Origin of the sequence: Nocardiopsis sediminis, from assembly GCF_042650565.1 — a bacterium.
Lineage (GTDB): Bacteria > Actinomycetota > Actinomycetes > Streptosporangiales > Streptosporangiaceae > Nocardiopsis_B > Nocardiopsis_B sediminis.
In genome coordinates, this window is record NZ_JBHSBH010000004.1 from 741,116 (window position 1) to 767,121 (window position 26,006).

Annotated in this window: 26 protein-coding genes; 24 read left to right on the plus strand and 2 right to left on the minus strand. The window is 73.2% G+C overall.

The annotated features are described in order from the left end of the window. The first annotated feature begins 34 nt into the window (after window positions 1-34). From ACFOVU_RS07390 to ACFOVU_RS07405, 4 genes are all read left to right on the plus strand, one after another. On the plus strand, window positions 35-3,268 hold the full coding sequence (locus ACFOVU_RS07390; protein WP_378531086.1) for a sensor histidine kinase: 3,234 nt from the start codon (window positions 35-37) through the stop codon (window positions 3,266-3,268). Between the two features lie 217 nt (window positions 3,269-3,485). Beyond that, a complete protein-coding gene (locus tag ACFOVU_RS07395) occupies window positions 3,486-3,887 on the plus strand; it encodes a roadblock/LC7 domain-containing protein (protein ID WP_378531087.1) in 402 nt (133 codons plus the stop codon). Window positions 3,888-3,907: 20 nt separating this feature from the next. Then, on the plus strand, window positions 3,908-4,399 hold the full coding sequence (locus tag ACFOVU_RS07400; protein ID WP_378531089.1) for a DUF742 domain-containing protein: 492 nt from the start codon (window positions 3,908-3,910) through the stop codon (window positions 4,397-4,399). A 34-nt stretch (window positions 4,400-4,433) separates the two neighbouring features. Further along, a complete protein-coding gene (locus tag ACFOVU_RS07405; RefSeq protein WP_378531221.1) occupies window positions 4,434-5,027 on the plus strand; it encodes a GTP-binding protein in 594 nt (197 codons plus the stop codon). A 72-nt stretch (window positions 5,028-5,099) separates the two neighbouring features. Here ACFOVU_RS07405 and ACFOVU_RS07410 read toward each other — a convergent pair whose 3' ends face one another. Next, window positions 5,100-5,774 carry a cyclase family protein gene (locus tag ACFOVU_RS07410; protein WP_378531090.1) on the minus strand — a complete coding sequence of 225 codons (675 nt, stop codon included), beginning with the start codon at window positions 5,772-5,774 and terminating at the stop codon, window positions 5,100-5,102. Between the two features lie 186 nt (window positions 5,775-5,960). On the opposite strand from ACFOVU_RS07410, the gene ACFOVU_RS07415 reads away from it, so the two are divergent. From ACFOVU_RS07415 to ACFOVU_RS07505, 19 genes are all read left to right on the plus strand, one after another. After that, entirely contained in the window at window positions 5,961-7,628 is a 1,668-nt protein-coding gene (locus ACFOVU_RS07415; RefSeq protein WP_378531223.1) for a DUF885 domain-containing protein, read from the plus strand. Between the two features lie 280 nt (window positions 7,629-7,908). Further along, complete coding sequence (locus ACFOVU_RS07420) at window positions 7,909-8,691, plus strand: TerC family protein (protein WP_378531092.1); 783 nt, start codon at window positions 7,909-7,911, stop codon at window positions 8,689-8,691. Window positions 8,692-8,809: 118 nt separating this feature from the next. Continuing rightward, window positions 8,810-9,391, plus strand: a complete 582-nt coding sequence (locus ACFOVU_RS07425; RefSeq protein WP_378531094.1) for an HIT family protein — start codon at window positions 8,810-8,812, stop codon at window positions 9,389-9,391. Between the two features lie 29 nt (window positions 9,392-9,420). Further along, on the plus strand, window positions 9,421-9,804 hold the full coding sequence (locus ACFOVU_RS07430) for a thiol-disulfide oxidoreductase DCC family protein (protein WP_378531096.1): 384 nt from the start codon (window positions 9,421-9,423) through the stop codon (window positions 9,802-9,804). A gap of 78 nt (window positions 9,805-9,882) precedes the next feature. Further along, entirely contained in the window at window positions 9,883-10,515 is a 633-nt protein-coding gene (gene pgsA, locus ACFOVU_RS07435) for a phosphatidylinositol phosphate synthase (protein WP_378531098.1), read from the plus strand. 44 nt (window positions 10,516-10,559) lie between these two features. Continuing rightward, window positions 10,560-11,519 (plus strand): phosphatidylinositol mannoside acyltransferase, encoded by a 960-nt coding sequence (locus ACFOVU_RS07440; protein WP_378531225.1) that lies wholly within the window; start codon window positions 10,560-10,562, stop codon window positions 11,517-11,519. Between the two features lie 2 nt (window positions 11,520-11,521). Beyond that, window positions 11,522-12,679, plus strand: coding sequence for a glycosyltransferase family 4 protein (locus ACFOVU_RS07445; protein ID WP_378531227.1), 1,158 nt, complete (start codon window positions 11,522-11,524; stop codon window positions 12,677-12,679). 86 nt (window positions 12,680-12,765) lie between these two features. Next, window positions 12,766-13,272, plus strand: a complete 507-nt coding sequence (locus ACFOVU_RS07450) for a hypothetical protein (protein ID WP_378531229.1) — start codon at window positions 12,766-12,768, stop codon at window positions 13,270-13,272. A 290-nt stretch (window positions 13,273-13,562) separates the two neighbouring features. Then, on the plus strand, window positions 13,563-14,489 hold the full coding sequence (gene pdxS / locus ACFOVU_RS07455) for a pyridoxal 5'-phosphate synthase lyase subunit PdxS (RefSeq protein ID WP_378531230.1): 927 nt from the start codon (window positions 13,563-13,565) through the stop codon (window positions 14,487-14,489). 100 nt (window positions 14,490-14,589) lie between these two features. Next, a complete protein-coding gene (pdxT, locus tag ACFOVU_RS07460; RefSeq protein ID WP_378531100.1) occupies window positions 14,590-15,198 on the plus strand; it encodes a pyridoxal 5'-phosphate synthase glutaminase subunit PdxT in 609 nt (202 codons plus the stop codon). After that, window positions 15,195-15,944 carry a YebC/PmpR family DNA-binding transcriptional regulator gene (locus tag ACFOVU_RS07465; protein ID WP_378531102.1) on the plus strand — a complete coding sequence of 250 codons (750 nt, stop codon included), beginning with the start codon at window positions 15,195-15,197 and terminating at the stop codon, window positions 15,942-15,944. The genes pdxT and ACFOVU_RS07465 overlap by 4 nt, the downstream gene beginning before the upstream one ends. A gap of 210 nt (window positions 15,945-16,154) precedes the next feature. Continuing rightward, window positions 16,155-16,610 (plus strand): DUF4282 domain-containing protein, encoded by a 456-nt coding sequence (locus ACFOVU_RS07470; RefSeq protein WP_378531104.1) that lies wholly within the window; start codon window positions 16,155-16,157, stop codon window positions 16,608-16,610. Window positions 16,611-16,735: 125 nt separating this feature from the next. After that, window positions 16,736-17,308 carry a crossover junction endodeoxyribonuclease RuvC gene (ruvC, locus tag ACFOVU_RS07475; RefSeq protein ID WP_378531106.1) on the plus strand — a complete coding sequence of 191 codons (573 nt, stop codon included), beginning with the start codon at window positions 16,736-16,738 and terminating at the stop codon, window positions 17,306-17,308. A gap of 7 nt (window positions 17,309-17,315) precedes the next feature. After that, the gene (gene ruvA, locus ACFOVU_RS07480; protein WP_378531108.1) at window positions 17,316-17,936 is read left to right on the plus strand and encodes a Holliday junction branch migration protein RuvA; all 621 of its coding nucleotides are present in this window, start codon (window positions 17,316-17,318) and stop codon (window positions 17,934-17,936) included. 19 nt (window positions 17,937-17,955) lie between these two features. Next, a complete protein-coding gene (gene ruvB, locus ACFOVU_RS07485) occupies window positions 17,956-19,023 on the plus strand; it encodes a Holliday junction branch migration DNA helicase RuvB (RefSeq protein ID WP_378531110.1) in 1,068 nt (355 codons plus the stop codon). 273 nt (window positions 19,024-19,296) lie between these two features. Then, window positions 19,297-19,680 carry a preprotein translocase subunit YajC gene (gene yajC, locus ACFOVU_RS07490; RefSeq protein ID WP_378531112.1) on the plus strand — a complete coding sequence of 128 codons (384 nt, stop codon included), beginning with the start codon at window positions 19,297-19,299 and terminating at the stop codon, window positions 19,678-19,680. 129 nt (window positions 19,681-19,809) lie between these two features. Then, window positions 19,810-20,340, plus strand: coding sequence for an adenine phosphoribosyltransferase (locus ACFOVU_RS07495; RefSeq protein WP_378531114.1), 531 nt, complete (start codon window positions 19,810-19,812; stop codon window positions 20,338-20,340). Between the two features lie 495 nt (window positions 20,341-20,835). Then, the gene (locus ACFOVU_RS07500) at window positions 20,836-23,016 is read left to right on the plus strand and encodes a RelA/SpoT family protein (RefSeq protein WP_378531116.1); all 2,181 of its coding nucleotides are present in this window, start codon (window positions 20,836-20,838) and stop codon (window positions 23,014-23,016) included. Between the two features lie 56 nt (window positions 23,017-23,072). Next, window positions 23,073-23,402 (plus strand): LuxR family transcriptional regulator, encoded by a 330-nt coding sequence (locus ACFOVU_RS07505; RefSeq protein WP_378531117.1) that lies wholly within the window; start codon window positions 23,073-23,075, stop codon window positions 23,400-23,402. Between the two features lie 107 nt (window positions 23,403-23,509). On the opposite strand, the gene ACFOVU_RS07510 is transcribed toward ACFOVU_RS07505, so the two are convergent. Then, window positions 23,510-24,742 carry a DUF349 domain-containing protein gene (locus tag ACFOVU_RS07510; protein ID WP_378531119.1) on the minus strand — a complete coding sequence of 411 codons (1,233 nt, stop codon included), beginning with the start codon at window positions 24,740-24,742 and terminating at the stop codon, window positions 23,510-23,512. Window positions 24,743-25,179: 437 nt separating this feature from the next. Between ACFOVU_RS07510 and ACFOVU_RS07515 the strand changes: the two genes are divergently transcribed. Next, entirely contained in the window at window positions 25,180-25,863 is a 684-nt protein-coding gene (locus tag ACFOVU_RS07515) for an MBL fold metallo-hydrolase (RefSeq protein ID WP_378531121.1), read from the plus strand. Window positions 25,864-26,006: the final 143 nt, after the last annotated feature.

Here is a 26,006-nt window from a genome sequence, read left to right on the forward strand (position 1 = left end):
GCCGGCCGGGCGATCCGGAGCCTCGAAGCGCAAAGTGCGCTGGTGGGCGCCGCGCGACTGGCGCGTGCGCTCCCGTCTCGTCGCTCTCATCGTCATCCCGACGGTCGTGGCCCTGGTCCTCGCCGGGCTGAGGGTCTACGAGGGCGTCGTCAACACGCTCACCCACGAGCGCATCGAGAACACGGCCGTCCTGCACGAGGCGGTCGTGGAGCTGGCCAACCAGCTCGGCCGCGAGCGCCTCGCCAGCGCCGCCTACATCGCCGACAACCCGAACTACCAGCTGCGCTCGGACGAGCTGCGGGGCGCGCTGGAGGACGAGGTCGAGCTGAGCCTCCAGGCCCAGCAGAGGGTCGACCAGGCGGTGCTCGCACTGGGCGACCCCGGCACCGAGCTCGCCTCCGACCGGCTGTCGTCCATGGTGACCGCCATCGAGGGCCTCGACTCCATCCGCGAGGAGGTCCAGAGCACCCGCGTCACCGTCCTGCCGACCGTCGCCAAGTACCGGCAGGTCATCACCGCGATGAGCGACTTCAGCCAGACCATCGCGGAATCCACCGAGGACACCGAGCTGCGCGAGAGCGTCCGCACCACGACCGCCCTGGGCCGGGCGCGCGAGCAGCTGTCCTACGAGGCCGCGCTGATGCTGCACTCCCTGGTGCGCGGCACGATGTCGGGCGGCGTGCAGGAGGCCGTCGACGGCGCCCGCGCGCGCTACGACAACGAGATCCAGAACTTCAGCAACAGCGCCACCCCCGAGCAGCGCCAGGTCTTCGACACCACGTTCACCGGCGTCGAGGTGAGCCAGATGGCCACCACCCGGCTGCGGGTGATGATGCGCGCCGAGACCGACCAGCGGCTCACCGGGATCAGCGACGACGACAACGCGCAGTCCTACCTGGGGGTGGCCACCACCTCCCTGGAGCGCATGGAGCAGGTCGAGGACTCCCTGGCGGGCTCCGTCGAGAGCCAGGCGTCCGACCTCCAGTCGGCCGCACTCATGCGGGCCGTGCTCGACTCCCTGGTCGTGCTCTGCGTGATCATCGCGGTCGGCATCATCACCTCCCTGGTGGTGCGGTCGCTCGTGCGCCCCCTGCGCGCGCTGCGCGAGGGCGCCATGCGCATCGCAGAGGACGACCTGCCCGGCTCCATCAGCCGGATGCAGGAGATGAACACGGCACCCGGCGAGGTCGAGGTCGAACCCATCGGGGTGTCCTCCCACGACGAGATCGGCGAGGTCGCCCGGTCCTTCGACGAAGTCCACCGGGTGGCGCTGCGCCTGGCCTCCGACGAAGCCGCCCTGCGCAGCAACGTCAACGCGATGTTCGTCAACCTCTCCCGCCGCAGCCAGACCCTGGTCGAGCGCCAGCTCCGGCTGATCGACGGCCTGGAGCAGAGCGAGCAGGACTCCGACCGGCTGTCGGACCTGTTCTCGCTCGACCACTTGGCCACCCGCATGCGCCGCAACAACGAGAACCTCCTGGTCCTGTCGGGCCAGGACAACACCCGCAAGTGGGCCCAGCCCGTCCCGCTGGTCGACGTGCTGCGCGGCGCGATCTCCGAGGTCGAGCAGTACGACCGCGTCAACGTCCGGGCCCCCTCGCACATCTCGGTGCTGGGCCGCCCCGTCAACGACGTCATCCACCTGGTCGCCGAGCTGGTCGAGAACGCCACCTCGTTCTCCTCGCAGGACACCCAGGTCTCGGTGTCCGCGCAGGTGCTCGACGGCGGCGGCGTCCTGGTCGAGGTCACCGACAGCGGCATCGGCATGGCCCCCGACGAGATCGTCGCCACCAACATGCGCCTGTCCGAGCCGCCCGTCATCGACGTCGGCGTCTCGCGGCGCATGGGCCTGTTCGTGGTCAGCCGCCTGGCCGCCCGCCACGGCATCCAGGTGCGGCTGTCGGAGGCCCACAACGGCGGCATCACCGCCTCCGCGGTCTTCCCGCCCGACCTGCTGATCACGCCGGTCGAGCAGCCCGCGCCGCCGTCCCCGGGCTCCGCACCCGGAACCCCCGACACCTTCGCCGACGCCACCGCGGCCTTCGCCGCCAGCCCGGCGCCGCCGGAGCCCGACGACATGTGGTCGTCCCCGCGCAGCGGCGCCGGCGACCTCCCCAAGCGCAGCCCCGGCGTCTCGCCGCGGCCCGGCGACGACTCCGGGCCGGCCGGCAACGGCCGCCGCGGCGAGGACCGGCGCGCCGACGAGCACCCGCCCAGCGGTGAGGACCTGTGGCGCACCGGCTGGAACGCACCCACTCCGGCCGCCGCCCCCGAACCGCCGCCCGCACCCGAGCCCCTGCGCAGCGAACCGCCCGTCCCTGAGGTGCCGCGTGCCCAGGAGCCCCGGGTCGAGCCCTACTCCTCCTACGGGGCCGACACCGCCCGCGGGCGCGACGCCCTGGACCGCTCCGAGAGCGGGGAGCGGCAGCAGGAGCGCCGCCCCGTCGAGGAGACCCGCGCCTGGCACGCCGAGCCGGAGCCCTCGGGCGGGGTCTGGGCGGCCGCGCGCGACCGTTCGGGCACCGACCGCCCCGGCCCCCGGCCGGGCGACCCCGAGACCCGCGAGGGCTACGGCTCCACCGCCTACCTGTCCCGGCGCTACGGCGGGGGCGCGGCGGGCCGCGACACGGTCGTGCCGCCCTCCCCGGAGCACGCCGCCGAGGCGCTGCCGATCTTCGACGCCATAGAGTCCAACTGGTTCCGCCGGCGCACCGGCGGGCCCGTGTCCGAACCCGAGACCGGCCCCATCCCGCACGTCAACGGCGCCGGCTCCAACGGCGACGCCCAGGGCGGCCGGAGCGCCGCCGCGGCCACCGCCGACAGCGGGACCGACACCCCGCCGGCCGGCAGGGTGACCCCCCGCGACCGGGCCGCGGGCGTCTACCGCAGGCCCCGCCCGCACTCGCGGCCCGTGCCCGCCACTCCGCCGGCGGCGGCCCCCGCGGCGGGCGCGGAACAGGCGCCGGCGGCGCGTACCGGTGGCCCTGATCAGGCGCGGACCGAGGACGAGTGGCACTCCGAGGCCGACCGCGGCTGGAAGGCCGCGCGCAGCGCTTCGGAGCCCATTGCGGGCGGTCTGACGAGTACGGGGTTGCCAAAACGCGTTCCTAAGGCAAACCTTGTCCCCGGTACGGCTCCCCAGCCGGAGAACGTCAAGCAGATTCCGGCGCGTTCCGCGGACCGCGTGCGCAACCGCTTCTCCGGCTTCCAGAAGGGGATCCGTGAAGGACGCAACCGAACCGGCGAGCAGCAGTCCGAGGAGAACTAGTGTTCAGCGCGGGTAGGTCCGGGTATGGCCCGGCGACCCGCGGCACGGCCCGAGGGCCCTGTCGCGGGGGCAGCCGGAGATCACGGATGAGGCATGAATTAGCATCATCTGCACTTCTCGCGACATTCAACCCCATAAGGTCACTACAGAAGCACACTCGGCTGGCGGCCTCCTGCGTGGACGGCCGACGTGAAAGCTGGGACGGACAGGAGCGCAGATGAATCAACCGGTGAATGAGCTCAACTGGCTGATCACTGACTTCGCGAATCGCGTACCGGATGTCGCGCACGCGATCGTCGTATCGTCGGACGGCCTGCCGCTGGCGGCCTCCGCCGGTTTCCCAGCCGACCGGGCCGACCAGTTGGCGGCCATCGCCTCGGGTCTGTCCAGCCTCACCCAGGGCGCATCACGCGTCTTCGAGGGCGGAGCGGTCGCGCAGACCGTCGTGGAGATGGAGCGTGGGCTGCTGCTCATCATGTCCATCGGCGACGGTTCCTGCCTGGCCGTCCTCGCCGCCGCGGAATGCGACCTGGGGCTCGTCGCGTATGAGATGACCCTGCTCGTCGAGCGGGCCGGGAGGGCGCTGACTCCGGCGGCGCGCACCTCGGGAATCCACTGACCCCCACCCCACAGGAGGAAGTGGTGGCACCTCACAGCAGAGATGCCGGGAACGCGTCGTGGTTCGGACAGGCGCCGGGTACCCCCAGGACCCTTGCCGACGGTCCGGGCGCGGACGTTCAACGACCCACCCAGCAACCAGTCGACCAACAACCCAGGCCGGCGGCCAACAACGCCCCCAGCTCGCTGGTGCGGCCCTACGCTGTCACAAGGGGCCGGACCAAGCCGAAGTCCCAGCTCCCGCTGGAGGCGCTGATCTCCTCGACGACGACCGCACGTGGCGAGACCGGATCGCTCACCCCGGAGTGCCAGGCCATCAGCGACCTGTGCCGTGAATGGCGCTCCGTGGCCGAGGTCTCCGCGCTGCTGCGGATCCCGCTCGGCGTCGCGAGAGTGCTCGTGGCGGACATGTCGGAGCAGGGCCTGATCCAGATCAGGTCCTCGCTCAACACCGAGAGCCGGCCCAATGCCAACCTTCTTGAAAGGGTGCTCAGTGGACTTCGCAAGCTCTAGCGCGGCCGACGAAGGCGGTGCTGTGGCGAGTGCGATGACGTCGGTCAAGATCGTCGTCGCCGGAGGCTTCGGTGTCGGTAAAACGACGTTCGTGGGCTCCGTTTCCGAGATCGTGCCCCTCACGACCGAAGCGGTCATGACCAGCGCGAGCGTCGGGGTCGACGACCTCGCCAAGACGCCGGACAAGCAGACCACCACGGTGGCGATGGACTTCGGCCGGGTGTCCCTGGACTCCGACCTCATCCTCTACCTGTTCGGCACGCCCGGCCAGCACCGCTTCTGGTTCATGTGGGACGACCTCGTCAAGGGTGCCATCGGTGCCGTCGTCCTGGTCGACACCCGCCGCCTCGCCGACTGCTTCCCGGCGATCGACTACTTCGAAGAGGCGCGGCTGCCCTTCGTCGTGGGGATCAACGGGTTCGACGGGTACTACCCGCACGCCGCCGCCGAGGTACGCGACGCCCTCACGCTCAGCCCCGACATCCCGATCGTGCAGGTCGACGCGCGCGACCGCGCCTCCACCAAGTCGACCCTGATCACGCTGGTGGAGCACGCCATCACGGTGGGCGACCCCGGAGGCGCGGCCGGCCAGCCGACCTCCACCGGGAGCCAGAGCACCTGGCGCTAGGTCGTGCTTCGGAGACCGTGGCCCGTGCGCCGCGGCACCGGGGCACGACCTGCGCCGCCCGTCAGCGGGCGCTCAGCCGTCGGCCGACCAGCGCATCGCGACCGCCCGCACCGGGGCGCCGTCGCCGCTGTCCAGCCGCAGGGGAAACGCCGAGAACCACGGGTCGGGGAAGTCCAGCAGCTCCAGGCCGCACAGGTTCTCGATGATCGTGCCGCCCGCGCCGAGCACGGCGAGGTGGGTGTCCCACCCGCTGCCGGGGTGCGCCCCGAAGGGCGTTTCGTCGGGGCTGGGGGCGTCGATCCCGATCGTGCGCACGCCCGCGTCCACCAGCATCCGCGCGGCGTCCCCGGCGAGGTAGGGGTGGTCGAAATAGCGGTCCGTCCCGTAGTGCGCCGACCAGCCCGTGTGCAGCAGCACCACCGCGCCCGGCACGAAGCGCCCCCGCCAGGGCCCGAGGTCGGCGGCGGCGATGGGGGAGCGGTCGCCGCGGCCGCGGACGTCGGCCACCACCGCGCGTCCGGTGAACAGCTCCAGCGGTAGCTCGTCCACCCGGGCGCCATCGGCGAGGAAGTGGAACGGCGCATCGGCGTGCGTCCCGTTGTGCGTGCTCATGTGCAGTTCGGTGGAGTTGTACCCCTCCTCCGCCAGCGTCGCCGACCGCGTGAGCTCCGGGGCCCGGTCGCCGGGGAACGCCTGGGTGCCGGGCCCGATGGGGCGGCTCAGATCGACGATTCGCGTCACGCGCACGGCGGCTCCCTGCCTGGGGTGGGTATGCGGAATCAGGCCTGGGGGCCTGCGTACCACACGGCCGCCGCACGCACCAGCGGGTGCGGGGAGTGCGCGTCATGGCGCGACAGGGCAAGATGGCAGGCGATGACTGCGAATCCACCGCAGGGCGGGCCCGACGGCGGGTCCGACCCGGGCGCCAACGCCATGACCGACCGGTTCCACGACGCCGGGACCCGCATCCTCGACGCCCTCCTCGAAGCCTCCCCGGAGTGGGCGAGTGAACTCGGCGACCAGCGGTTCTCCGACCGCCTGTCCGACCACTCCGCCGAGGCCGACGCGCGCAAGGCGGCGATGCTCACCGACGCCCTCGGGGCGCTCGACGAGATCGACGACCTCCTGCTGCCCGCCGCCGACCGGGTCGACCTGGAGATGCTGCGCAACCGCGTCTCAGCGGACCTGTGGCGCCTCACCGAGCTGCGCCCGCACACGTGGGACCCGCTCGTCCACCTCCCGGGCGACGCCCTCTACGCGCTCATCGAGCGCGGCACCCAGCCCCCCGAGGACCGGCTGCGGGCGCTCGCGGCACGCTGCCGGGCCGTGCCCGGCCACCTCGCCACCGCGCGCGAGCGCCTCGGCGACGGCCCCGGAATGCCGCGGGTGCACGTCGAGACCGCCATCGCCCAGGCGCGCGGCGCGGCCGCGCTGCTCGGCGCCGGGGTCGACACCCTGCTGGAGCAGGCGCCCGCCCTGCGCGGCGAGGTGGAGCCCGCCCGCGACGCCGCGGCCGACGCGGTGCACGCCTTCGCCGGCTGGCTGGAGCAGGAGGCGGAGCGCGCCACCGCCGACCCCCGCCTGGGTGGGCGCTTCTACGCCGCCCAGCTCTGGTACACGCTCGACTCGGAGCTGACCGAGGACGCGCTGCTGACCCGCGCCGAAAGCGACCTGCTGGCCACCGAGGAGGAGATCGCCGAGGTCGCCGCCGCCTACGACGGCCGGCCCCCCTTCCCCGGCCAGGTGCGCGAGGTCCTCGACCGGCTCGCCGCCGACCACGCCTCCACCGCCGACACCATCCGCCCCGCCTGCCAGGAGGCGTTCGACCACCTCATCGAGCGCATCGGCGACGTCGGCTTCGCGACCGTCCCCGACCACCCCGTCCGCATCATCGACATGCCCGAGGCGCGCCGCGGCGTGGCCGTCGCCTACTGCGACCCGCCCGGACCCCTCGCCCCCGCCAACGGCGAGCCCACCCTCATCGCCGTCGCCCCGCCGCCCGACGACTGGACCGAGGAGCGCCGCGCCTCCTTCTACCGCGAGTACAACAGCGTCATGCTGCGCAACCTCATGGTCCACGAGGGGGTACCCGGCCACGCGCTCCAGCTCGCCCACGCCGCCGGGTACCAGGGCGGCACCCGCATCCGCCGGGCACTGTGGAGCGGCACCTTCATCGAGGGCTGGGCCGTCTACACCGAAGAGGTCCTGGCCGGCCTGGGCTGGAGCGCCTCCGGCGGGGACGGCGACGACCTCCGGCTGCGCCTCGTGCAGCTCAAGATGCGGCTGCGGATGATCATCAATGCCATCCTCGACGTGCGCACGCACGCCCGCGGGATGACCGAGGCCGAGGCCATGACGCTGCTCATCGAGCGCGGCCACCAGGAAGAGGGCGAGGCCGCGGGCAAATGGCGGCGCGCCCAGCTCACCAGCGCGCAGCTGTCCACCTACTACGTCGGCTACCGCGAGGTCGCCGACCTCGCCCGCGACCTCGCCGAGGCGCGGCCCGGGGCCGCGCGCCGCGAGATCCACGACGCTCTGCTGGCCCACGGCTCGCCGTCACCGCGCCATTTGCGCACCCTGCTGGGGCTCGGTACCGGCTGAAACTCCGGTCCGCACCCCCGTGGCCGGGGTGCGGACCAGGGAGCGGAAGCGCACCGGATCCGGCCGGATCCGGCCTCAAGGGAACCCCGGACGCCCCGGGAACGTCGGACAGCCGCAGGTGCCGGACACCGGTGACGCCCCCCGCCCCGGGGCGGCAGCCCATACCCGCCGGGCGCGCTCCGCGCCCCGGGCCCGGTGTGCGGTCTTTACACCTGGCTTACGCAGGTATCCCTAGATTCCTGGGCTCGCGCCCCGAACCCACCCCGGAGTACGCACCCCCATGGCCACGGACCTCATCGTCGGATTCCTCACGCTCACAGCGCTGGAGATCGTGCTCGGGATCGACAACCTCGTCTTCATCTCGATCCTCGCCGGAAAACTCCCCGAGCACCAGCGCGACCGGGCCCGCAAGCTCGGCATCGCCCTCGCCCTCATCTCCCGGCTGCTGCTGCTCGCCTCCATCACCTGGATCATGCGGCTGACCACGCCGCTGTTCACCCTCTTCGGCCATGACTTCAGCGGCCAGTCGCTCATCCTGCTCATCGGCGGCCTCTTCCTCATCGGCAAGGCCACCTACGAGATCCACGAGAGCCTGGAGGGGGAGGAGGACCACGCCGGATCCAAGGTGCGGGCCGCCTTCGGCGCGGTCGTCCTCCAGATCGTCGCGCTCGACGTGGTGTTCTCCCTCGACTCCGTGATCACCGCGGTCGGCATGATCGGCGACCAGCCCAACGGCATCTGGGTCATGGTCGCGGCGGTGGTCATCGCGGTCGTCGTCATGCTCGTGTCCGCCACCCCGCTCAGCAACTTCGTCAACGCCCACCCGACGGTCAAGATGCTGGCGCTGGCGTTCCTGCTGCTCATCGGCATGACCCTGGTCGCCGACGGGCTCGGCTTCCACGTGCCGAAGGGCTACATCTACACCGCCATGGGCTTCTCGCTGTTCGTCGAGATCCTCCAGCTGCTCCGGCGCCGCGCCAAGAAGTCCCCGCCGGTCCAGCTCAGCAGCCGCTACTCCGAGCGCACAGAGGGGACGGAGGGCACGGAGGCCGCCGCCTCCTGAGCTTGAGCTGTTCCGGTCGACATGCTGTTGGGGTTTGTCGGCCACGCCGCGTCGCTCCGTGTCACTCGGGGCGGCGCGGACTTCTATGCTGGGAACCGCGGAGTCGGAAGGGGCTGGCATGACGGACCGAGACGAGCACGACCACGCGGCCGGTGTCGGCGGTGGAGCGGCCCTCTCGCCCGATGCCGACCCCGACGGCTACGAACGGCTGTGGACCCCGCACCGCATGGCCTACATCAAGGGCGAGAACAAGCCCGCGGGCGCCGGCCCCGGCGACGGCTGCCCCTTCTGCCGCGCCCCTCGGCTCCCCGACGACGACGCCCTCATCGTGGCGCGGGGCAAGGCCGCCTTCGCGGTCCTCAACCTCTACCCGTACAACAGCGGGCACCTGCTCATCTGCCCCTACCGGCACGTCGCCGACTACACCGACCTCGACGACGCCGAGACCGCCGAGCTGGCCGCGCTCACCCAGGCCGGGATCACCGCACTGCGCCGGGCATCGGCGCCCCAGGGGTTCAACGTCGGGATGAACCTCGGCGCCCCCGCGGGCGCCGGCATCGCCGCCCACCTGCACCAGCACATCGTGCCCCGCTGGGGCGGCGACACCAACTTCATGCCCGTCATCGGGAGGACCAAGGTCCTTCCCGAACTGCTCCGCCAGACCCGCGAGGCGCTCGCCGCGTCGTGGCCGGAACCCTGAACCGGCCGATGGACGTGAGCGGAGAAGCCATGACCACCACCGAGCCACGCGGCCCCGTCCTCATTTTCGACGGCGACTGCGCCTTTTGCAGCAGCAGCGCCGAGTTCCTGCAACGGCACGTCGCCCCCGGGATCACTGTGGTGCCCTGGCAGTTCAGCGACCTCGCCCCGGCCGAACGCGACCGCGCCCAGCGCGAGGTCCTGCTGCTGCACCCCGACGGCCGCCGGGTCTGGGGCGGGGCCGACGCGATCGCCGCGCTGCTCCTGCACAGCCCCCTGTGGGCGCCCGCTGGCTGGGCGCTGCGCCGCGCGCCCGGCCGCGCCGCCGGCGCCGCCGTCTACCGGTGGGTGGCGCGCCACCGGCACCGCATGCCGGGCGGGACCCCTGCCTGCCGGATCGGCGCACCCATGTGAGACCCCGCTCCGCCCCTCTCCCGCGGCGGAGTGCCGCACCGCCGCCGCGGGCCGCCGACCCTACGATCTGAAGAAGCCATGCTGAGAAAACTTCGCCCCCTGATCGCCCGGGTGATGCTGCCCATCGGCCGGCTGCTCGCCCGCGCCGGCATCACCCCCACCATGGTCACGCTCACGGGCGCCATCGGCGTGCTCGCCAGTGCGCTGTTCTTCTACCCGCGGGGTGACCTTTACGTCGGCTCGGCCGTCGTCACCGTTTTCGTGCTGTTCGACATGCTCGACGGCGCCGTCGCCCGCGCCTCGGACTCCGCCAGCCCGTGGGGGGCGTTCCTGGACTCCACCCTGGACCGGCTCTCCGACGCCGCCGTCTTCAGCGGCCTGCTGTTGTGGTTCACCACCGGGGGAGACGACCCGGTCCTCGCCGGCGTGGTCCTGTTCTGCCTGGTCGGCGGGTTCGGCGTCTCCTACATCAAGGCCCGGGCCGAAGGGCTGGGCGTCAACTGCGATGTCGGGATCGCCGAGCGCTCCGAGCGGCTGGTGATCGTCCTGGTCTCGGTGGGCCTGGGCGGCCTGGGCGTCCCCTACGTCATGGAAGCCGGGCTGTGGATCCTCGCCCTGCTGTGCGCGCTGACCATCGCCCAGCGGCTGGTCGAGACCCGGGCCCGGCTGAGCGAGCCGAGCCGCCGTGTCGGCGACGCGGAGGCGCCGTGACCGGGCGCGGGGGAGGGGAAGGCGGTGCGGGCGCCGACGTCGGCCTGGGCGACCGGTCGGCGGCGGCGCTGTACGCGGTGGCCTGGCGGGCCCTCGGCGCCGTCCCCGAACGCACCGGCCGGCGCGTCTTCGACCGCATCGCCGACCACGCGTGGCGCTCGCGCACCGACGGCCTGCGCCGGCTGGAGGCCAACCTGCGCCGTGTCGCCGGGCCCGGTGCCACACAGGCGCAGCTGCGCGCGCTCTCCCGCGCCGGGATGCGCTCCTACCTCCGCTACTTCCACGAGATGTTCCGCCTGGCCCACACCCCGCGCGAGGTGATCCTCGGGCGCACCGACGCGACCGGCGTCGACGTGCTCGAAGACCACATCCGGGCCGGCCGCGGGGTCGTCGCCGCCCTCCCGCACATGGGCAACTGGGACCACGCCGGAGCCTGGATCGCGCTGCGGGGCATCCCGCTGACCACCGTCGCCGAACGCCTGCGCCCCGAGAGCGTCTACGAGCGCTTCACCGCCTTCCGCGAAGGCCTGGGCATGGAGGTGCTGCCGCTGACCGGCGACGGCGCAGGGACCGCGGGACGGCTGGCCCGGCGGCTGCGCGCAGGCCGGCTCGTGTGCCTGCTCGCCGACCGCGACCTCACCGACCACGGGGTGGAGGTCGAGCTCTTCGGAGAGCCCGCGCGGTTCCCGGCCGGCCCCGCGGCCCTCGCGCTGGGGACCGGCGCGGCCCTGATGCCGGTGTCGCTGTGGTACGAGGGCGACCGCTGGTGCATCCGGGTGCACGAGGAGATCCCCCCGCCGGCCGCGGGCGACCGCGCCGCGCGGGTGCGGGAGATGACCCAGGGGCTCGCGGCGGTGTTCGAGGGCGCCATCGCCGAGCACCCCGAGGACTGGCACATGCTCCAGCGCGTGTTCAGCGCCGACCTCGGCCCCGGCACCGCCACGGCCGCCGCCGGGCCCTCCCCGGCGCCCGGGCCCGCGCCCGCCGCCCCGGAGAACCGGTGACGATGCGCATCGGCCTGGTCTGCCCCTACACCTGGGAGGTCCCCGGCGGCGTGCAGCAGCACGTCGGCGACCTCGCCGAGGCGCTGCTGGACCTGGGCCACGAGGTGTCGGTGCTGACACCCTGCGACGCCGAAACCGAGCTTCCGGAGCACATCGTCCCCGCCGGGCGCGCCGTGCCGGTGCCCTACAACGGGTCGGTGGCCCGGCTGGCGTTCGGCTTCCGCGCCGCCGCGCGGGTGCGCCGCTGGATCCGCGAAGGCGCCTTCGACCTCCTGCACGTCCACGAGCCGGCCGCCCCCAGCCTGTCGCTGCTCGCCTGCTGGGTGGCCGAGGGCCCCATCGTCGCCACCTTCCACACCGCCAACCCCCGCTCGCGCGCCATGGCGGTCTCGGCCGCCGCCCTGCGCACCGCCCTGGAGAAGATCAACGGGCGCATCGCGGTCTCCGAGGCCGCCCGCACCACCCTGGTCGAGCACCTCGGCGGCGACGCCGTCCTGATCCCCAACGGGGTCGCGGTCCGGCGCTTCACCGGCGGCGCGCCGCTGCCCGGCTGGCCCGGCGACGGCGGCGCCATCGGCTTCCTGGGGCGGCTGGACGAGCCCCGCAAGGGCCTGCCCGTGCTGCTGGAGGGGTTCTCCCGGCTCGCGGCCGAACGCCCCGGCCTGCGGCTGCTCATCGCGGGGCCCGGGGAGACCGGCGACCTGAGCGAGCGGATGCCCGCCGGGATCCGCGACCGGGTCGTCGCGCTCGGCCGGGTCGACGACGCCGACAAGGTCCGGGCCTACCACTCGGTGGACGTCTTCTGCGCGCCCAACCTCGGGGGAGAGAGCTTCGGGATCGTCCTCGCCGAGGCGATGTCGGCCGGGGCGGCGATCCTGGCCAGCGACATCCCCGCTTTCCGGCGGGTGCTCGACAACGGCGGCGCGGGGGAGCTGTTCGCCACCGGCGACCCCGCCGACCTGGCGCGCGGCGCCGCGCTGCTGCTCGACGACCCCGAGCGCCGCCGGAAGCTCTCGGAGGCGGCGCGCGCGGCGGTGCGCGCCTACGACTGGCCCACCGTCGCGGCCGACGTCGTGCGCGTCTACGAGACCGTCCTGCCGGCGGGCCCCGCCGCCGGGCCGGTCACCGCCGGCCGCCGCGACCCTTGGGCGCCGCCGTGACCGCGCCGGCCGACGGCGGGTGGGTCGACGCCGTGACCGGGCCGGCCGGCGCCGGGCAGGCCTGGCTCGCCGCCGCCGTCATCGTCCTGACCGTGCTGCTCAGCGGCTACATCCAGTGGCGGGCCTCCCGCCTGGACCGGCTGCACGTGCGGGTGGAGACCGCGACCGCCGCGCTCGACGCCGCTCTGGCCCGGCGCGCCGCGGCCGTGCTGGAGCTCGCCGCCGCACCCGGGCTGGAACCCGCCTCGGCGGTGCTGCTCGCCGACGCCGCGGTCCGCCCGCGGCTGGCCGGGGACCCAGGCGAACGCGAGCTGGCGGAGAGCACGGTCTCCCGGGCGCTGCGCGCCGTCATGGAGCAGCCCGGCTTCGGCGCCGGGCTGGCGGCCGGCGGCGACCCCGGTGGCGAGCTGCCCGCTGCGGCGGAGGCCGCGGCCAAGCGCGTGTACCTCGCCCGGCGCTTCTACAACGACGCCGTCGCCGCCACCCGCGCCGCCCGGGCCGACCGCCTCGTGCGGGCCCTGCGCCTGGCCGGCAGCGCGCCCCTGCCGGAGTTCTTCGAGATGGACGACGAGCCGCCGCGACCGCGCGACTGAGGAACGGGGGCGGGCACCACCGCGGCCGCGTGCGCCCTCATCGGAAGAATCGGCCCCCGCCCGGTGTTCTCAGAAGTGGCCGGGGCGAAGGGCCTTCTCCTCAGGCGTGCCAGTGGGTCGCGACAGACTGTAAGGATGTGGCCGCGGCGTACGCCGATATGTCCTGAAAAGGGCGCGAGGGGGTGTTCTACCATTGGATCGCAGAGGCGACCGGCGGCCGCACGCCGCAGCCCCGCCCCCGACGAAACGTCCTCCGCGCATCGAGGTGCCACCTCATGTCCGCCCAGAACTTGGAGTCCGCCACCGTGACCAACACCGCTGACACCCCGACCGCGAGCACGGTCGGCACCACCCGCGTCAAGCGAGGCATGGCAGAACAGCTCAAGAACGGCGTGATCATGGATGTGGTCACCCCGGAGCAGGCCAAGATCGCCGAGGACGCCGGAGCCGTCGCGGTCATGGCGCTGGAGCGGGTGCCCGCCGACATCCGCAAGGACGGCGGCGTCGCGCGCATGTCCGACCCCGACATGATCGACGGCATCGTCGAAGCCGTCTCCATCCCGGTCATGGCCAAGGTGCGCATCGGGCACTTCGTCGAGGCGCAGGTCCTGGAGTCCCTCGGCGTCGACTTCATCGACGAGTCGGAGGTCCTCACCCCCGCCGACGAGGCCTACCACATCGACAAGTGGGCCTTCACCGTCCCGTTCGTGTGCGGGGCCACCAACATCGGCGAGGCGCTGCGCCGCATCGGCGAGGGCGCGGCCATGATCCGCTCCAAGGGCGAGGCCGGCACCGGCAACGTCGTCGAGGCCACCCGGCACATGCGGTCCATCCGCTCCGAGATCAAGCGCCTCGGCACCCTCGACGAGGCCGAGCTGTTCGGCGCCGCCAAGGAGTTCCGCGCCCCCTATGACGTCGTCAAGGAGGTCGCGCGCCTGGGCAAGCTGCCTGTGCCGCTGTTCTCCGCCGGCGGCGTCGCCACGCCCGCCGACGCCGCGCTGATGCGCCAGCTCGGCGCCGAGAGCGTATTCGTCGGCTCGGGCATCTTCAAGTCCGGCGACCCCGCCAAGCGCGCCGACGCCATCGTCCAGGCGACCCTGCACTACAACGACCCCGAGGTCATCGCCAAGGTGTCCCGCGGGCTCGGCGAGGCCATGGTCGGGATCAACCTCGACGACCTCTCCGACGGCCAGCGCTACGCCGGACGCGGCTGGTAGCCGGCGCACCCGGCACCCGCGCCCGTGCGGGCCGCGCCGCGGCCCGCACCACCGGCGCGTGCCCGTCCGTCCCCACGATCCCGAGCGAGGTTGTTCTCCGTTGACCGCCACACCCACCATCGGGGTGCTCGCCCTCCAGGGCGACACCGCAGAGCACCTGCGCGTCCTCGACGGGCTCGGTGTCACGGCCGTGCCGGTGCTGCGGGCCGCCGAACTCGACGGGGTCGACGGCATCGTCATCCCGGGCGGCGAGTCGACCACCATGTCCAAGCTCGCGGTCCGCTACGAGCTGATGGAGCCGCTGCGCAAGCACATCCGCGAAGGCCTGCCCGCCTTCGGGACCTGCGCGGGGATGATCCTGCTGGCCGACCGCATCATCGACGGCACCGCCGACCAGCAGACCATCGGCGGGATCGACATGACCGTGCGCCGCAACGCGTTCGGCCGCCAGACCGAGTCCTTCGAGGGCCGGGTCGCCGTCGACGGCGTTGAGGGGCCCGATGTCGACGCCGTGTTCATCCGCGCCCCCTGGGTCGAGGAGGTCGGCTCCGGCGTGCGCGTCCTCGGACAGCTCACCGACGGGGACCGGGCCGGTAGGATCGTCGCGGTACGACAGGGGGGGCTGCTGGCCACCTCATTCCATCCCGAACTCACCGGGGACCCGCGTATCCACCGGCTCTTCGTCGACATGGTGAAAGGAACGGTATGAGCGGCCACTCAAAGTGGGCCACCACCAAGCACAAGAAGGCGGTCATCGACGCCAAGCGCGGCAAGCTCTTCGCCAAGCTGATCAAGAACGTCGAGGTCGCAGCGCGTACGGGCGGCGGGGACCCTGACGGCAACCCCACCCTGTACGACGCCATCCAGAAGGCCCGCAAGAACTCCGTGCCGCTGGACAACATCGAGCGCGCCCGCAAGCGCGGCTCCGGCGAAGAGGCCGGCGGCGCCGAGTGGCAGACCATCATGTACGAGGGCTACGCCCCCGGCGGGGTGGCGCTGCTGGTCGAGTGCCTGACCGACAACCGCAACCGCGCCGCCTCCGAGGTGCGCGTGGCCGTCACCCGCAACGGCGGGTCCATGGCCGACGCCGGCTCGGTGTCCTACCTGTTCAACCGCAAGGGCGTCGTGATCGTGCCCAAGGAGGGCACCAGCGAGGACGACGTCACGCTCGCGGTCCTCGACGCAGGGGCCGAGGACGTCAACGACCTCGGCGAGGCCTTCGAGGTGGTGTGCGAGGCCACCGACCTCGTCGCCGTGCGCTCCGCGCTCCAAGAGGCCGGGATCGACTACGAGTCCGCCGAGAGCTCCTTCCTGCCGAGCATGGAGGTCCCCCTGGGCGAGGACGACGCCAAGAAGGTCATGCGCGTCGTCGACGCCCTGGAGGACTCCGACGACGTCCAGAACGTCTTCACCAACGCCGACATCCCCGAGGACGTCCTCGAGAAGATCGGCTGACCGGCCGCCGACCGCGGCCACGCACGTTCGCCTCGGGCCCCGCTCTCTCGAGCGGGGCCCGAGGCGTTCACCCGGGCTCGATAGGGTGTCCATCGGCCGCCTCCGCGCGGCCCCGGCCCCGTCGCCCGGGCCCCTCCGGGTCCGACGGCCCCCGTTCGCGACCCCGGGCCGGGCATCCCGCCCGCAGTCTCCCCCTTGGAGCAGTCCGCTATGACCACCCCCGGCGACAACCCCTACGAGCAGTACGGCCAGCAGCCCGGGTACCAGCAGCAGCCCTACCAGCAGCAGCCGCAGGGCGGCGGCGCCCCCTACCAGGGCGGCACATCGGGCCCCGCGACCCCGCCCCCCGGCACGGCGCAGCCGCAGGGCCAGGGGTTCTTCGGGGCCCTGTTCGACCTGAACTTCACCCGGTTCGTCACCGTGCAGTTCGCCAGGACCCTGTTCCTGATCTGGCTCGTCCTCGTCGGCGTCGTCACCTTCACCGGCGTGGTCGGCGCCTTCGCCTCGATCGTGGTCACCCCCGTGTCCTCGCTGCTGTCCGTGCTCGGCGCGCTGGCCGCGGGCGGTATCTCGGTCCTGCTGGGCCGGGTCGGGCTGGAACTGGCCATCGCGGTCGCCCGCACCTCCGACGACATCGCCGCCCTGCGCCGCAACAGCGGAGCCTGACAGCAGGGCGCGATGCGGCGCCCGCCCGCGCATGTCGCCCGTCCGCCCGTCCCCGCACACCGGTAGGCTCGGGGACTGCGAACGGGCGTTCGAGCCCGGCGGACCCGGTGCGACGGAGGAGACGCGTGCGAGTTCTGGGGATCGACCCCGGCCTGACCCGCTGCGGCGTGGGGGTGGTCGACGGCGCGATCGGCCGGCCGCTGGCATTCGTCGCCGCCGGTGTCGTGCGCACCCCGCCCGACGGCGACCTCGCCGCGCGCCTGCTCGGCATCGAACGCGGCATCGAGGGCTGGCTCGACTCCCATGCCCCCGAAGCCGTCGCGGTCGAACGCGTCTTCGCCCAGCACAACGTCAGCACCGTCATGGGCACCGCCCAGGCCAGCGCCATCGCCATCACCTGCGCGGCCCGGCGCGGGCTGCCCGTCGCCCTGCACACCCCCAGCGAGGTCAAGGCCGCCGTCACCGGCAGCGGCCGAGCCGAGAAGGCGCAGGTGCAGACCATGGTCGCCCGGCTGCTGCACCTGGACGCCGCCCCCAAGCCGGCCGACGCCGCCGACGCCGTCGCCCTGGCCATCTGCCACATCTGGCGCGGCGGGGCGCAGGCCCGCGTCGCGGCGGCGCAGCAGGAGTTCGCCCGCAAGGTCGAACTCGCCCGCCGGGCCCGCGCCACCGCCACCACCGACCCCGGGAAGAGGTGACCGAAGCGTGATCGCGTTCCTCAGCGGCCGGGTGGCCGCCCGAGGCGGCGGCACCGCCGTGATCGAGGTGGGCGGTGTCGGCATGACCGTGCAGTGCACCCCCGCCACCCTCGCCGGGCTGCGCGTCGGCGACACCGCCACCGTCGCCACCTCCCTGGTCGTGCGCGAGGAGTCGCTGACCCTGTTCGGCTTCGCCGACGACGACGAGCGCGACGTCTTCGAGCGCCTCCAGACCGCCGGCGGGGTCGGCCCGCGCCTGGCGCTGGCGATGCTCGCGGTGCACACCCCCGACGCACTGCGCGCCGCGGTCGCCGCCGAGGACACCGCCGCGCTCACCCGCGTGCCCGGCATCGGCCCCAAGGGCGCCCGGCGCATCGTGCTGGAACTGCGTGACAAGCTCGGCCACCCGCAGACGGGCGCCCCGGAGGTCACCGATGCCGCGCCCGCAACCGCGGCGGCGGCCCCCTGGCGGCCTCAGGTGGTATCCGGCCTGATCAACCTGGGCTGGTCGGCCAAGGACGCCGAATCCGCCGCCGACGCCGTCGCCCCCGAGGCGGCCGCGGCGGGGGAGCGGCCCGACGTCGCCACGCTGCTCCGCAGCGCCCTGCGCAAGCTGAGCCGTGCCTGAGAGGAGCCGGACCCCCGCCATGGCCGAACACGAACGCGACGTCGTCTCTCCCGACGCCGACCTCGACGAACGCGCCCTCGAGGGTGCCCTGCGCCCCAAGCGGCTGGAGGACTTCGTCGGCCAGGAGCGCGTGCGCGAACAGCTCTCGCTGGTGCTGCGCGGCGCCCAGCGGCGCGGCCGCGCCCCCGACCACGTGCTGATGTCGGGCGGGCCGGGCCTGGGCAAGACCACCCTGGCCATGATCATCGCCGCCGAGCTTGGCGCCCCGCTGCGCATCACCTCCGGCCCCGCGATCGAGCGCTCCGGCGACCTCGCCGCCGTCCTGTCCACCCTCCAAGAGGGCGAGGTCCTCTTCCTCGACGAGATCCACCGCATGGCCCGGCCCGCCGAGGAGATGCTCTACGTCGCCATGGAGGACTTCCGGGTGGACGTCGTGGTGGGCAAGGGGCCCGGGGCCACCGCGATCCCCCTCGACATCGCCCCCTTCACCCTGGTCGGCGCCACGACCCGGGCCGGCCTGCTGCCCGCCCCGCTGCGCGACCGGTTCGGCTTCACCGCGCACATGGACTTCTACCGCGCCGACGAGCTGGAGCTCATCCTGCGCCGCTCCGCCGGCCTGCTCGCCGCCGACCTCGACGACGACGCCGCCGCGGAGATCGCGGGGCGGTCGCGGGGCACGCCGCGCATCGCCAACCGGCTGCTGCGCCGCGTCCGCGACTACGCCGACGTGCGCGGCGACGGCCGGCTGACCCTCGACATCGCGCGCTCCGCCCTCAGCCTCTACGAGGTCGACGTCCAGGGGCTCGACCGGCTCGACCGCGCCGTCCTCGACGCCCTGCTGCGGCGCTTCCGCGGCGGACCGGTCGGGCTGTCCACGCTGGCGGTGTCGGTGGGCGAGGAGCCCGAGACCGTCGAGGTGGTGGCCGAGCCCTTCCTCGTGCGGTCCGGTTTCATCGCCCGCACGCCGCGCGGCCGGGTCGCGACCCCCGAGGCGTGGGCCCACATGGGCCTCACGGCGCCGCCCGACGCCGCGTTCGGCGCCGGGGCGCCCGCCGACGGCGCCGCCGCACCCGCCGCCGGGCCGTGATGACCGCGTGACCGACACCGGCGTCCACGGCGCGTAAGGTGGGGCCTGGGGCCGCTCCGGCCACATCGGCGCCGGTAGGGAACTCGCGGACCGGTCCCGCTCGTTGAACCGGAAAGCGCCGGCATCAGGGCCTGCTTTTCGGATGCTTTCGGATGCCCCTACCGCCAGGGTCACACAGCGGGGGCCCAGCCCCGAAATGATCCGAAGAGCAGGGCCGGGCGCCGCGCAGCAGTGGCAGCGGCCACGAGACGAACGTCAGGAAGGAACAGCCCCGTGCAGGGCCAATACATACTCGCAGGGGCCGCCGAGCAGACCGGCGGCGCATCCCTCGTCCAGCCGGTCATGATGATCCTGCTGATCGGCGTGGTCTTCTGGCTGCTGATCCTGCGTCCGCAGAAGAAGATGCGCGAGCGCGAGGCCCAGACCCAGCAGCGCCTCCAGCCCGGGGTCGAGGTGCTCACCAAGGCCGGGTTCTACGGGACCGTGGTCGACGTCCGCGACAACGACGTCGAACTGGAGATCTCGCCCGGCACGCGGATCCGGCTGCTGAAGGCCGGTGTCGGCGAGGTGATCACCCCCGTCGACCCGATCGACGACACCCCGGTCGAGGACCGGCCCGACTTCGGCAACGACAACAAGGACGACGGCCCGAAGTAGGTCCGAGCCCGACCTGAGACGGTACCGGTCCCGCCCGGCGGGGCCGGTACCGTCGTGTGCACCCCCTTCTCCCTCGTCCCCGCCCCCTCCCGGCCCCGTGCGCCGCCGCAACCGTGAAGGTGAGCCTCCGTGCCCCAGGACCTTGACCGGCTGATCGCCAAGAGCGTCCGCGACATCCCCGATTTCCCCCAGCCCGGCGTGGTGTTCAAGGACATCACCACGCTGCTGGCCGATCCCGAGGTCTTCGGCGCCGTGGTCGCGGCCATCGCCGACCGCCACCGCGGGGCGACCGTCGACCACGTGGTCGGCCTGGAGGCCCGCGGCTTCATTCTCGCGGCCCCCATCGCGCTGGCGCTGGGCGCCGCGTTCGTCCCGGTGCGCAAATCGGGGAAACTGCCCTCGGATACACTGAGCGCGACCTATGATCTGGAATACGGCACGGCGACGGTCGAGATGCACACCGACGCCATCGCCCCGGGTGGCCGCGTCCTCATCGTCGACGACGTCCTGGCCACCGGCGGCACCGGACGGGCCGCGGTGGATCTGGTCCGCAGAGCGGGTGGTACCGTCGTGGGATTCTCGGTCCTCATGGAACTCGCGTTCCTCCAGGGGCGCGAGAAACTGGCCGACGTGGAGTTGCACGCCCTCTCCGTGGTCTGAGTCCGCCCCCGCGCCGCCCGCTGGGCCGACCAGCCATACGCTCTGACGTGCGGTGATGTCCCCAAGAGCTACACTTGCGGGCATACCCGAACCCCATGGCGCGTTGGTACAGGTGAGCCGATCGAACGCGACGGATGTGACCAGGCGGGCCTCGCCGGGACGACCCCCGGCGCGCTGCCGGGTGAACCGCGGGAGGGGATGTCCATGCCAGGCGAAGCGGTTTCCACCGAGGCGGTCTCAGCGCTGCACGACCATCCGGCGCGCGCCGGGACCAACGGTGAGTGTCGGACGGGCGCCGCGGATTCCGCGGCGCCCGTCCGGCCATCGGGCGCCCATGCGCCCCCGCCTCCCGCCGACCAGGGCACTGACGCCCCCACAGCACCCCCAGGGGATGATGCCCATGACCGGCCCGCCTCCGCCGCTCCGCCCGGCCCGTCCTCTACCGTGCGAGTACGCCGCAGACTCGCCCGCCTCGGCGCCCAGCGGGGGGTGACCATGAACCCGGTTCTCGAACCACTGATCAAGACCGTCCGTGCGACCCATCCCAAGGTCGACGTGCGGCTGATCGAGCGCGCCTACGACGTCGCCGCCCACCACCACCGCCACCAGAAGCGCAAGAGCGGCGACCCCTACATCACCCACCCCCTCGCGGTCGCCACCATCCTCGCCGAGCTGGGCATGCAGGAGCCCACGCTGGCTGCCGCGCTGCTGCACGACACCGTCGAGGACACCAGCTACACCCTGGACCAGCTGCGCGCCGACTTCGGCGACGAGATCGCCGAGCTGGTCGACGGCGTCACCAAGCTCGACAAGGTCAAATACGGCGAGGCCACCCAGGCCGAGACCGTCCGCAAGATGGTCGTGGCGATGTCGCGCGACATCAAGGTCCTGGTCATCAAGTTGTGCGACCGGCTGCACAACATGCGCACCCTGCGCTACCTCCCCCAGGCCAAGCGCGAGAAGAAGGCCCGCGAGACCCTGGAGATCTTCGCGCCCCTCGCCCACCGCCTGGGCATGAACACCATCAAATGGGAGCTGGAGGACCTCGCGTTCGCCACGCTCTACCCCAAGCGCTTCGACGAGATCGCGCGGCTGGTCTCCGAGCGCGCGCCCCGCCGCGACGTCTACCTCCAGGACGTGATCGAGGCGGTCTCCGCCGACCTGCGCGAGGCCAAGATCAAGGCCACGGTGCGCGGTCGGCCCAAGCACTACTACTCGATCTACCAGAAGATGATCGCCCGCAACTGCGGCTTCGACGAGATCTACGACCTCGTCGCCGTGCGGGTGCTCGTCGACAGCGTCCGCGACTGCTACGCCGCGCTGGGGACCATCCACGCGCGGTGGAACCCGGTGCCGGGGCGGTTCAAGGACTACATCGCCATGCCGAAGTTCAACATGTACCAGTCGCTGCACACGACCGTCATCGGCCCCGCCGGCAACCCGGTCGAGTTGCAGATCCGCACCCGCGCCATGCACCGCCGCGCCGAGTACGGCATCGCCGCACACTGGAAGTACAAGGAGGACCGGGCCAGCGGCAAGGAGAACCGCGCCGACACCCGGTCCAAGGGCGCCGGCGACATGGCCTGGCTGCGCCAGCTCATCGACTGGCAGCAGGAGACCAAGGACCCCGGCGAGTTCCTGGAGTCCCTGCGCTTCGACCTGTCGGTGCAGGAGGTGTTCGTCTTCACCCCGCAGGGCGACGTCATCTCCCTGCCGCAGGGCGCCACCGCGGTCGACTTCGGCTACGCCGTGCACACCGAGGTCGGCCACCGCACCGTGGGCGCCCGGGTCAACGGCCGGCTGGTGTCGCTGGAGAGCGAGCTGCACAACGGCGAGACCGTCGAGATCCTCACCTCCAAGGCGCCCGACGCCGGCCCCAGCCGCGACTGGCTGAACTTCGTCAAGAGCGCACGGGCGCGCAACAAGATCCGCCAGTGGTTCACCAAGGAGCGCCGCGACGCCGCGATCGAGCAGGGCAAGGACGCGATCGCCCGGGTCATGCGCAAGCAGGAGCTGCCCATCAAGCGGCTCTTCAGCGGCGAGGCGCTGGTGGCGCTCGCCCGCGACCTGCGCTACGGCGACGTCGACTCGCTCTACGCCGCGGTCGGCGAGGGGCACATGGGCCCCCAGAACGTCGTGCAGAAGCTCGTCGACTCCCTGGGCGGCATCGAGAGCGCCGAAGAGGACATCGCCGAATCCGCCCTGCCCACCCGCGCCCGGCCCCGCCCCGCGGGCAACCCGGGCGTCGTCGTCGAGGGCGACCCCGACGTGTGGGTCCGGCTGTCCAAGTGCTGCACCCCGGTCCCCGGCGACCCCATCGTCGGCTTCGTGACCCGCGGCAACGGCGTCTCCGTCCACCGGGGCGACTGCGTCAACACCAGCGTCCTCGACCCCGAACGCATGGTCGACGTCGAATGGCAGCCCACCGAGGACTCGATGTTCCTGGTCGCGCTCCAGGTCGAGGCGCTGGACCGCTCCCGGCTGCTCTCCGACATCACCCGGGTGCTCTCCGACCAGCACGTCAACATCCTGTCGGCCACCGTGCAGACCAGCCGCGACCGCGTGGCGCTGAGCCGGTTCACCTTCGAGATGGCCGACCCCACCCACCTGGGCCACGTGCTCAAGGCGGTGCGCGGGGTCGACGGGGTCTACGACGTCTACCGCATGAAGAACTGACCCCGCGGCGGCGTTGCGGCCCGGCGTGCCCGCCGCGGCCCCGCGACACTGCGGGTATGAACAAGTTCTCCTTGGACACGCTGGTGCGCCGGCATCTGGAGGCGGCGGCAGCGGCGCCCTCCGGGCGCAGCGCCGAGACCTTCCACGGCGGGCACGAGCGGGTCCTGCGCCAGACCCTGATCGCGCTCAACCGCGGCAACGAGCTGTCGGAGCACCCCAGCCCCGGCGAGTCCACCCTGCTCGTGCTGCACGGGCGCGTCCGGCTCTCCTCGGGCGGCGACCACTGGGACGGCCGCATCCACGACCTCATCATCGTGCCCCGGGCGCCGCACACCGTGACCGCGCTGGAGGACGCCGCGATCGTCCTGACCGTCGCCATGCCCTAGGGAAGGGCACAGGCCGCGAGGGCGCGAGACGCCCCGGCCGTGGCACCTGCGGCGGCGGGCCCCGGTGCGCGCCGCGTCCCCGTACGGGGACCCGGCGCGCCCGGCGGTCAGCTCATCTCGTCGAGCGCCTTGACGGCCTCGTCCAGCCAGGAGCGCCGCGCGGTGAGGGCCTCCTCGGCGTCGCGGACCTTGCGGTCGTCGCCGCGCGAGCGCGCCTTCTCCAGGTCGCCCTCGAGCTGGGCGATGGAGTCGCGCAGCCGGGCGATGGTGGCCTCGGCGCGGGCCCGCGCCTCGGGGTTGGTGCGCTGCCACTCGTGGTCCTCGGCCTTGCGCACCCCCTCCTCGACCTTGCGGAACGCGCTTTCGAGCCGTTCCCGGGAGTCGCGGGGCAGCGCACCGGCGTCCTCCCACGCCTCCTGGTAGTCGCGCAGCCGGGCGCGGGCCTCACGCGGGTCCTTGATGCCCGGCAGCTCGCGGCGGGCGTCCTCGAGGATCTTCTCCTTGGCGTCGGCGTTGACCCGCAGCTCGGCGTCGCGCTCGGCGAAGAGGGCGTTGCGGGCCTGGAAGAAGCGGTCCTGGGCGCCCTTGAAACGCGCCCACAGCCGGTCCTCGCTGGCGCGGTCGGCCCGCCCGCTGGCCTTCCACTGCTGCATGAGGTCGCGGTAGCGGCCCGCCGTGGGCCCCCAGTCGGTGGAGTCGGCCAGCTCCTCGGCCTCGGCGACGATCCGCTCCTTGTCGTCGCGGACCTGCTCGCGCTGCTGGTCGAGCCCGGCGAAGTAGGACTTGCGGCGCTTGGAGAAGGCGTTGCGCGCCGCCGACATCCGCTTCCACAGCGCCTGCTCGGTGGGGCGGTCGGCGCGCGGGGCGGCCTTCCACTCCTCGATCAGCTGGCGCATCCGCTCGCCGCCGGACTTCCAGTGCGTGGTCTCCTCGGCGACGCGCTCGGCCTCGGCGACGATCCGCTCCTTGACGTCGCGCGCCTCGTGCCGGGCCTGCTCCTGGGCGTGCTTCTGCTCGACCTTGCGCTCCTCGGCGCGCTCGGTCAGCGCGTCCAGCCGGTGCGCGAGGCCGTCGAGGTCGCCCACGGCGTGCGCCTCGCGGACGGCGGTGCGCAGCTTCTCGACGCTGGACAGCGCCTGCGCAGCGGACAGGTCGGTGGTCGCCAGGCGCTTCTCCAGCAGCTCCACCTCGGTCACCAGCGAGTCGTACTTGCGGCGGAAGAACGCGAGGGCCTCCTCGGGCGCTCCGGCCTGCCACGATCCGACGACCCGCTCGCCCTCGCTCGTGCGTACGTAGACCGTGCCGTCGTCGTCTACGCGGCCCCAGGGGTCCGTGGTCACCGTGTCCTCCAGAGGTAATGAGCCTGGCGCATGTGGCCAGGTCCGGTGGTCCAGACAGTCTTTCCCGGGCACACGGTGTGTGGGAACTGCCGTGACTTGCACGATATCCGCAGCTCCGGCGGATATCGCCGTGTACTTTCTACTGTTACCGCATCTCAGGGCGCCTGGCCGCGGGAGCCGGCCGGTGGACGGGGCCCCGTGCGACGTGGACCAATATGGCACTGTCGGGCCGATTGGCAAAGAGCCGTCCGCTGCGCGGTGATCGAATGGTGATGAAGAGGCGGACCCCCCCGGGCCGGCCCGCGCGCCGCCCGCCGCGCGGACAACCCGTTCGCCCCGCCGCGCCCGCCTCGGTAGGCTCGGGTGGACAGCGGGACAGGGCAGGACCGCGCCCGTCCGCGCCGCCGCCCCGACTCACGAACGAGGTCGACTCCCACGTGCTCATCGCCGCTTTCGCCGCCGGGCCGCTCGCCGCGAACTGCTATGTCGCCGCGCCCGGCCCCGGCGCCGAGTGCGTCGTCGTCGACCCGGGCCAGGACGCCGCCGCCGGCCTGGCCGGGGTGCTGGCCGAACACGGCCTCACCCCCGCCGCGGTACTCCTCACCCACGGCCACTTCGACCACGTGTGGTCGGCCGCCGAGGTCTGCGCCGCCCACGACATCCCCGCCTACATCCACCCCGCCGACCGCGCCCTGCTCACCGACCCCGCCAAAGGCGTCGATCCCACCCTCGCCGCGCAGCTCGCCGGGATCGTCGGCGACGCCCCGCCCGCGGAGCCCGGCCGCATCGCCGAGCCCGGCGACGGCGCCGTGCTCCGCCATGCCGGGCTGGAGGTGACCGTCGCGTACGCGCCCGGCCACACCCCAGGATCGGTCGTCTACTCCCTGGCCGCGGGGGAGGACCACCCCGAGGTGCTGTTCACCGGCGACCTGCTGTTCGCCGGGTCGATCGGCCGCACCGACTTCCCCGGTGGCGACCACGCCGAGATCCTGAGCAGCCTCGACCGCGTCTGCCTGAGCCGCCCCGATGACACCGCGGTGCTGCCCGGCCACGGGCCCGCCACCACCATCGGCCGCGAGCGCACGGGCAACCCCTTCCTGCGCGATACCGGCGGCCGCTAGCCCGCGCTCCGTCCCACCGCGCCGGGCCCGGCCGTCTCACCCCATGCCCGCCCGGCCCGTCCGCGCAGCGCACCGGCGCCCGCGCCCCGGTAGACCTGGAAGCCTGGAACCACCCATGGACACCACGACCGCCCGACACAGCG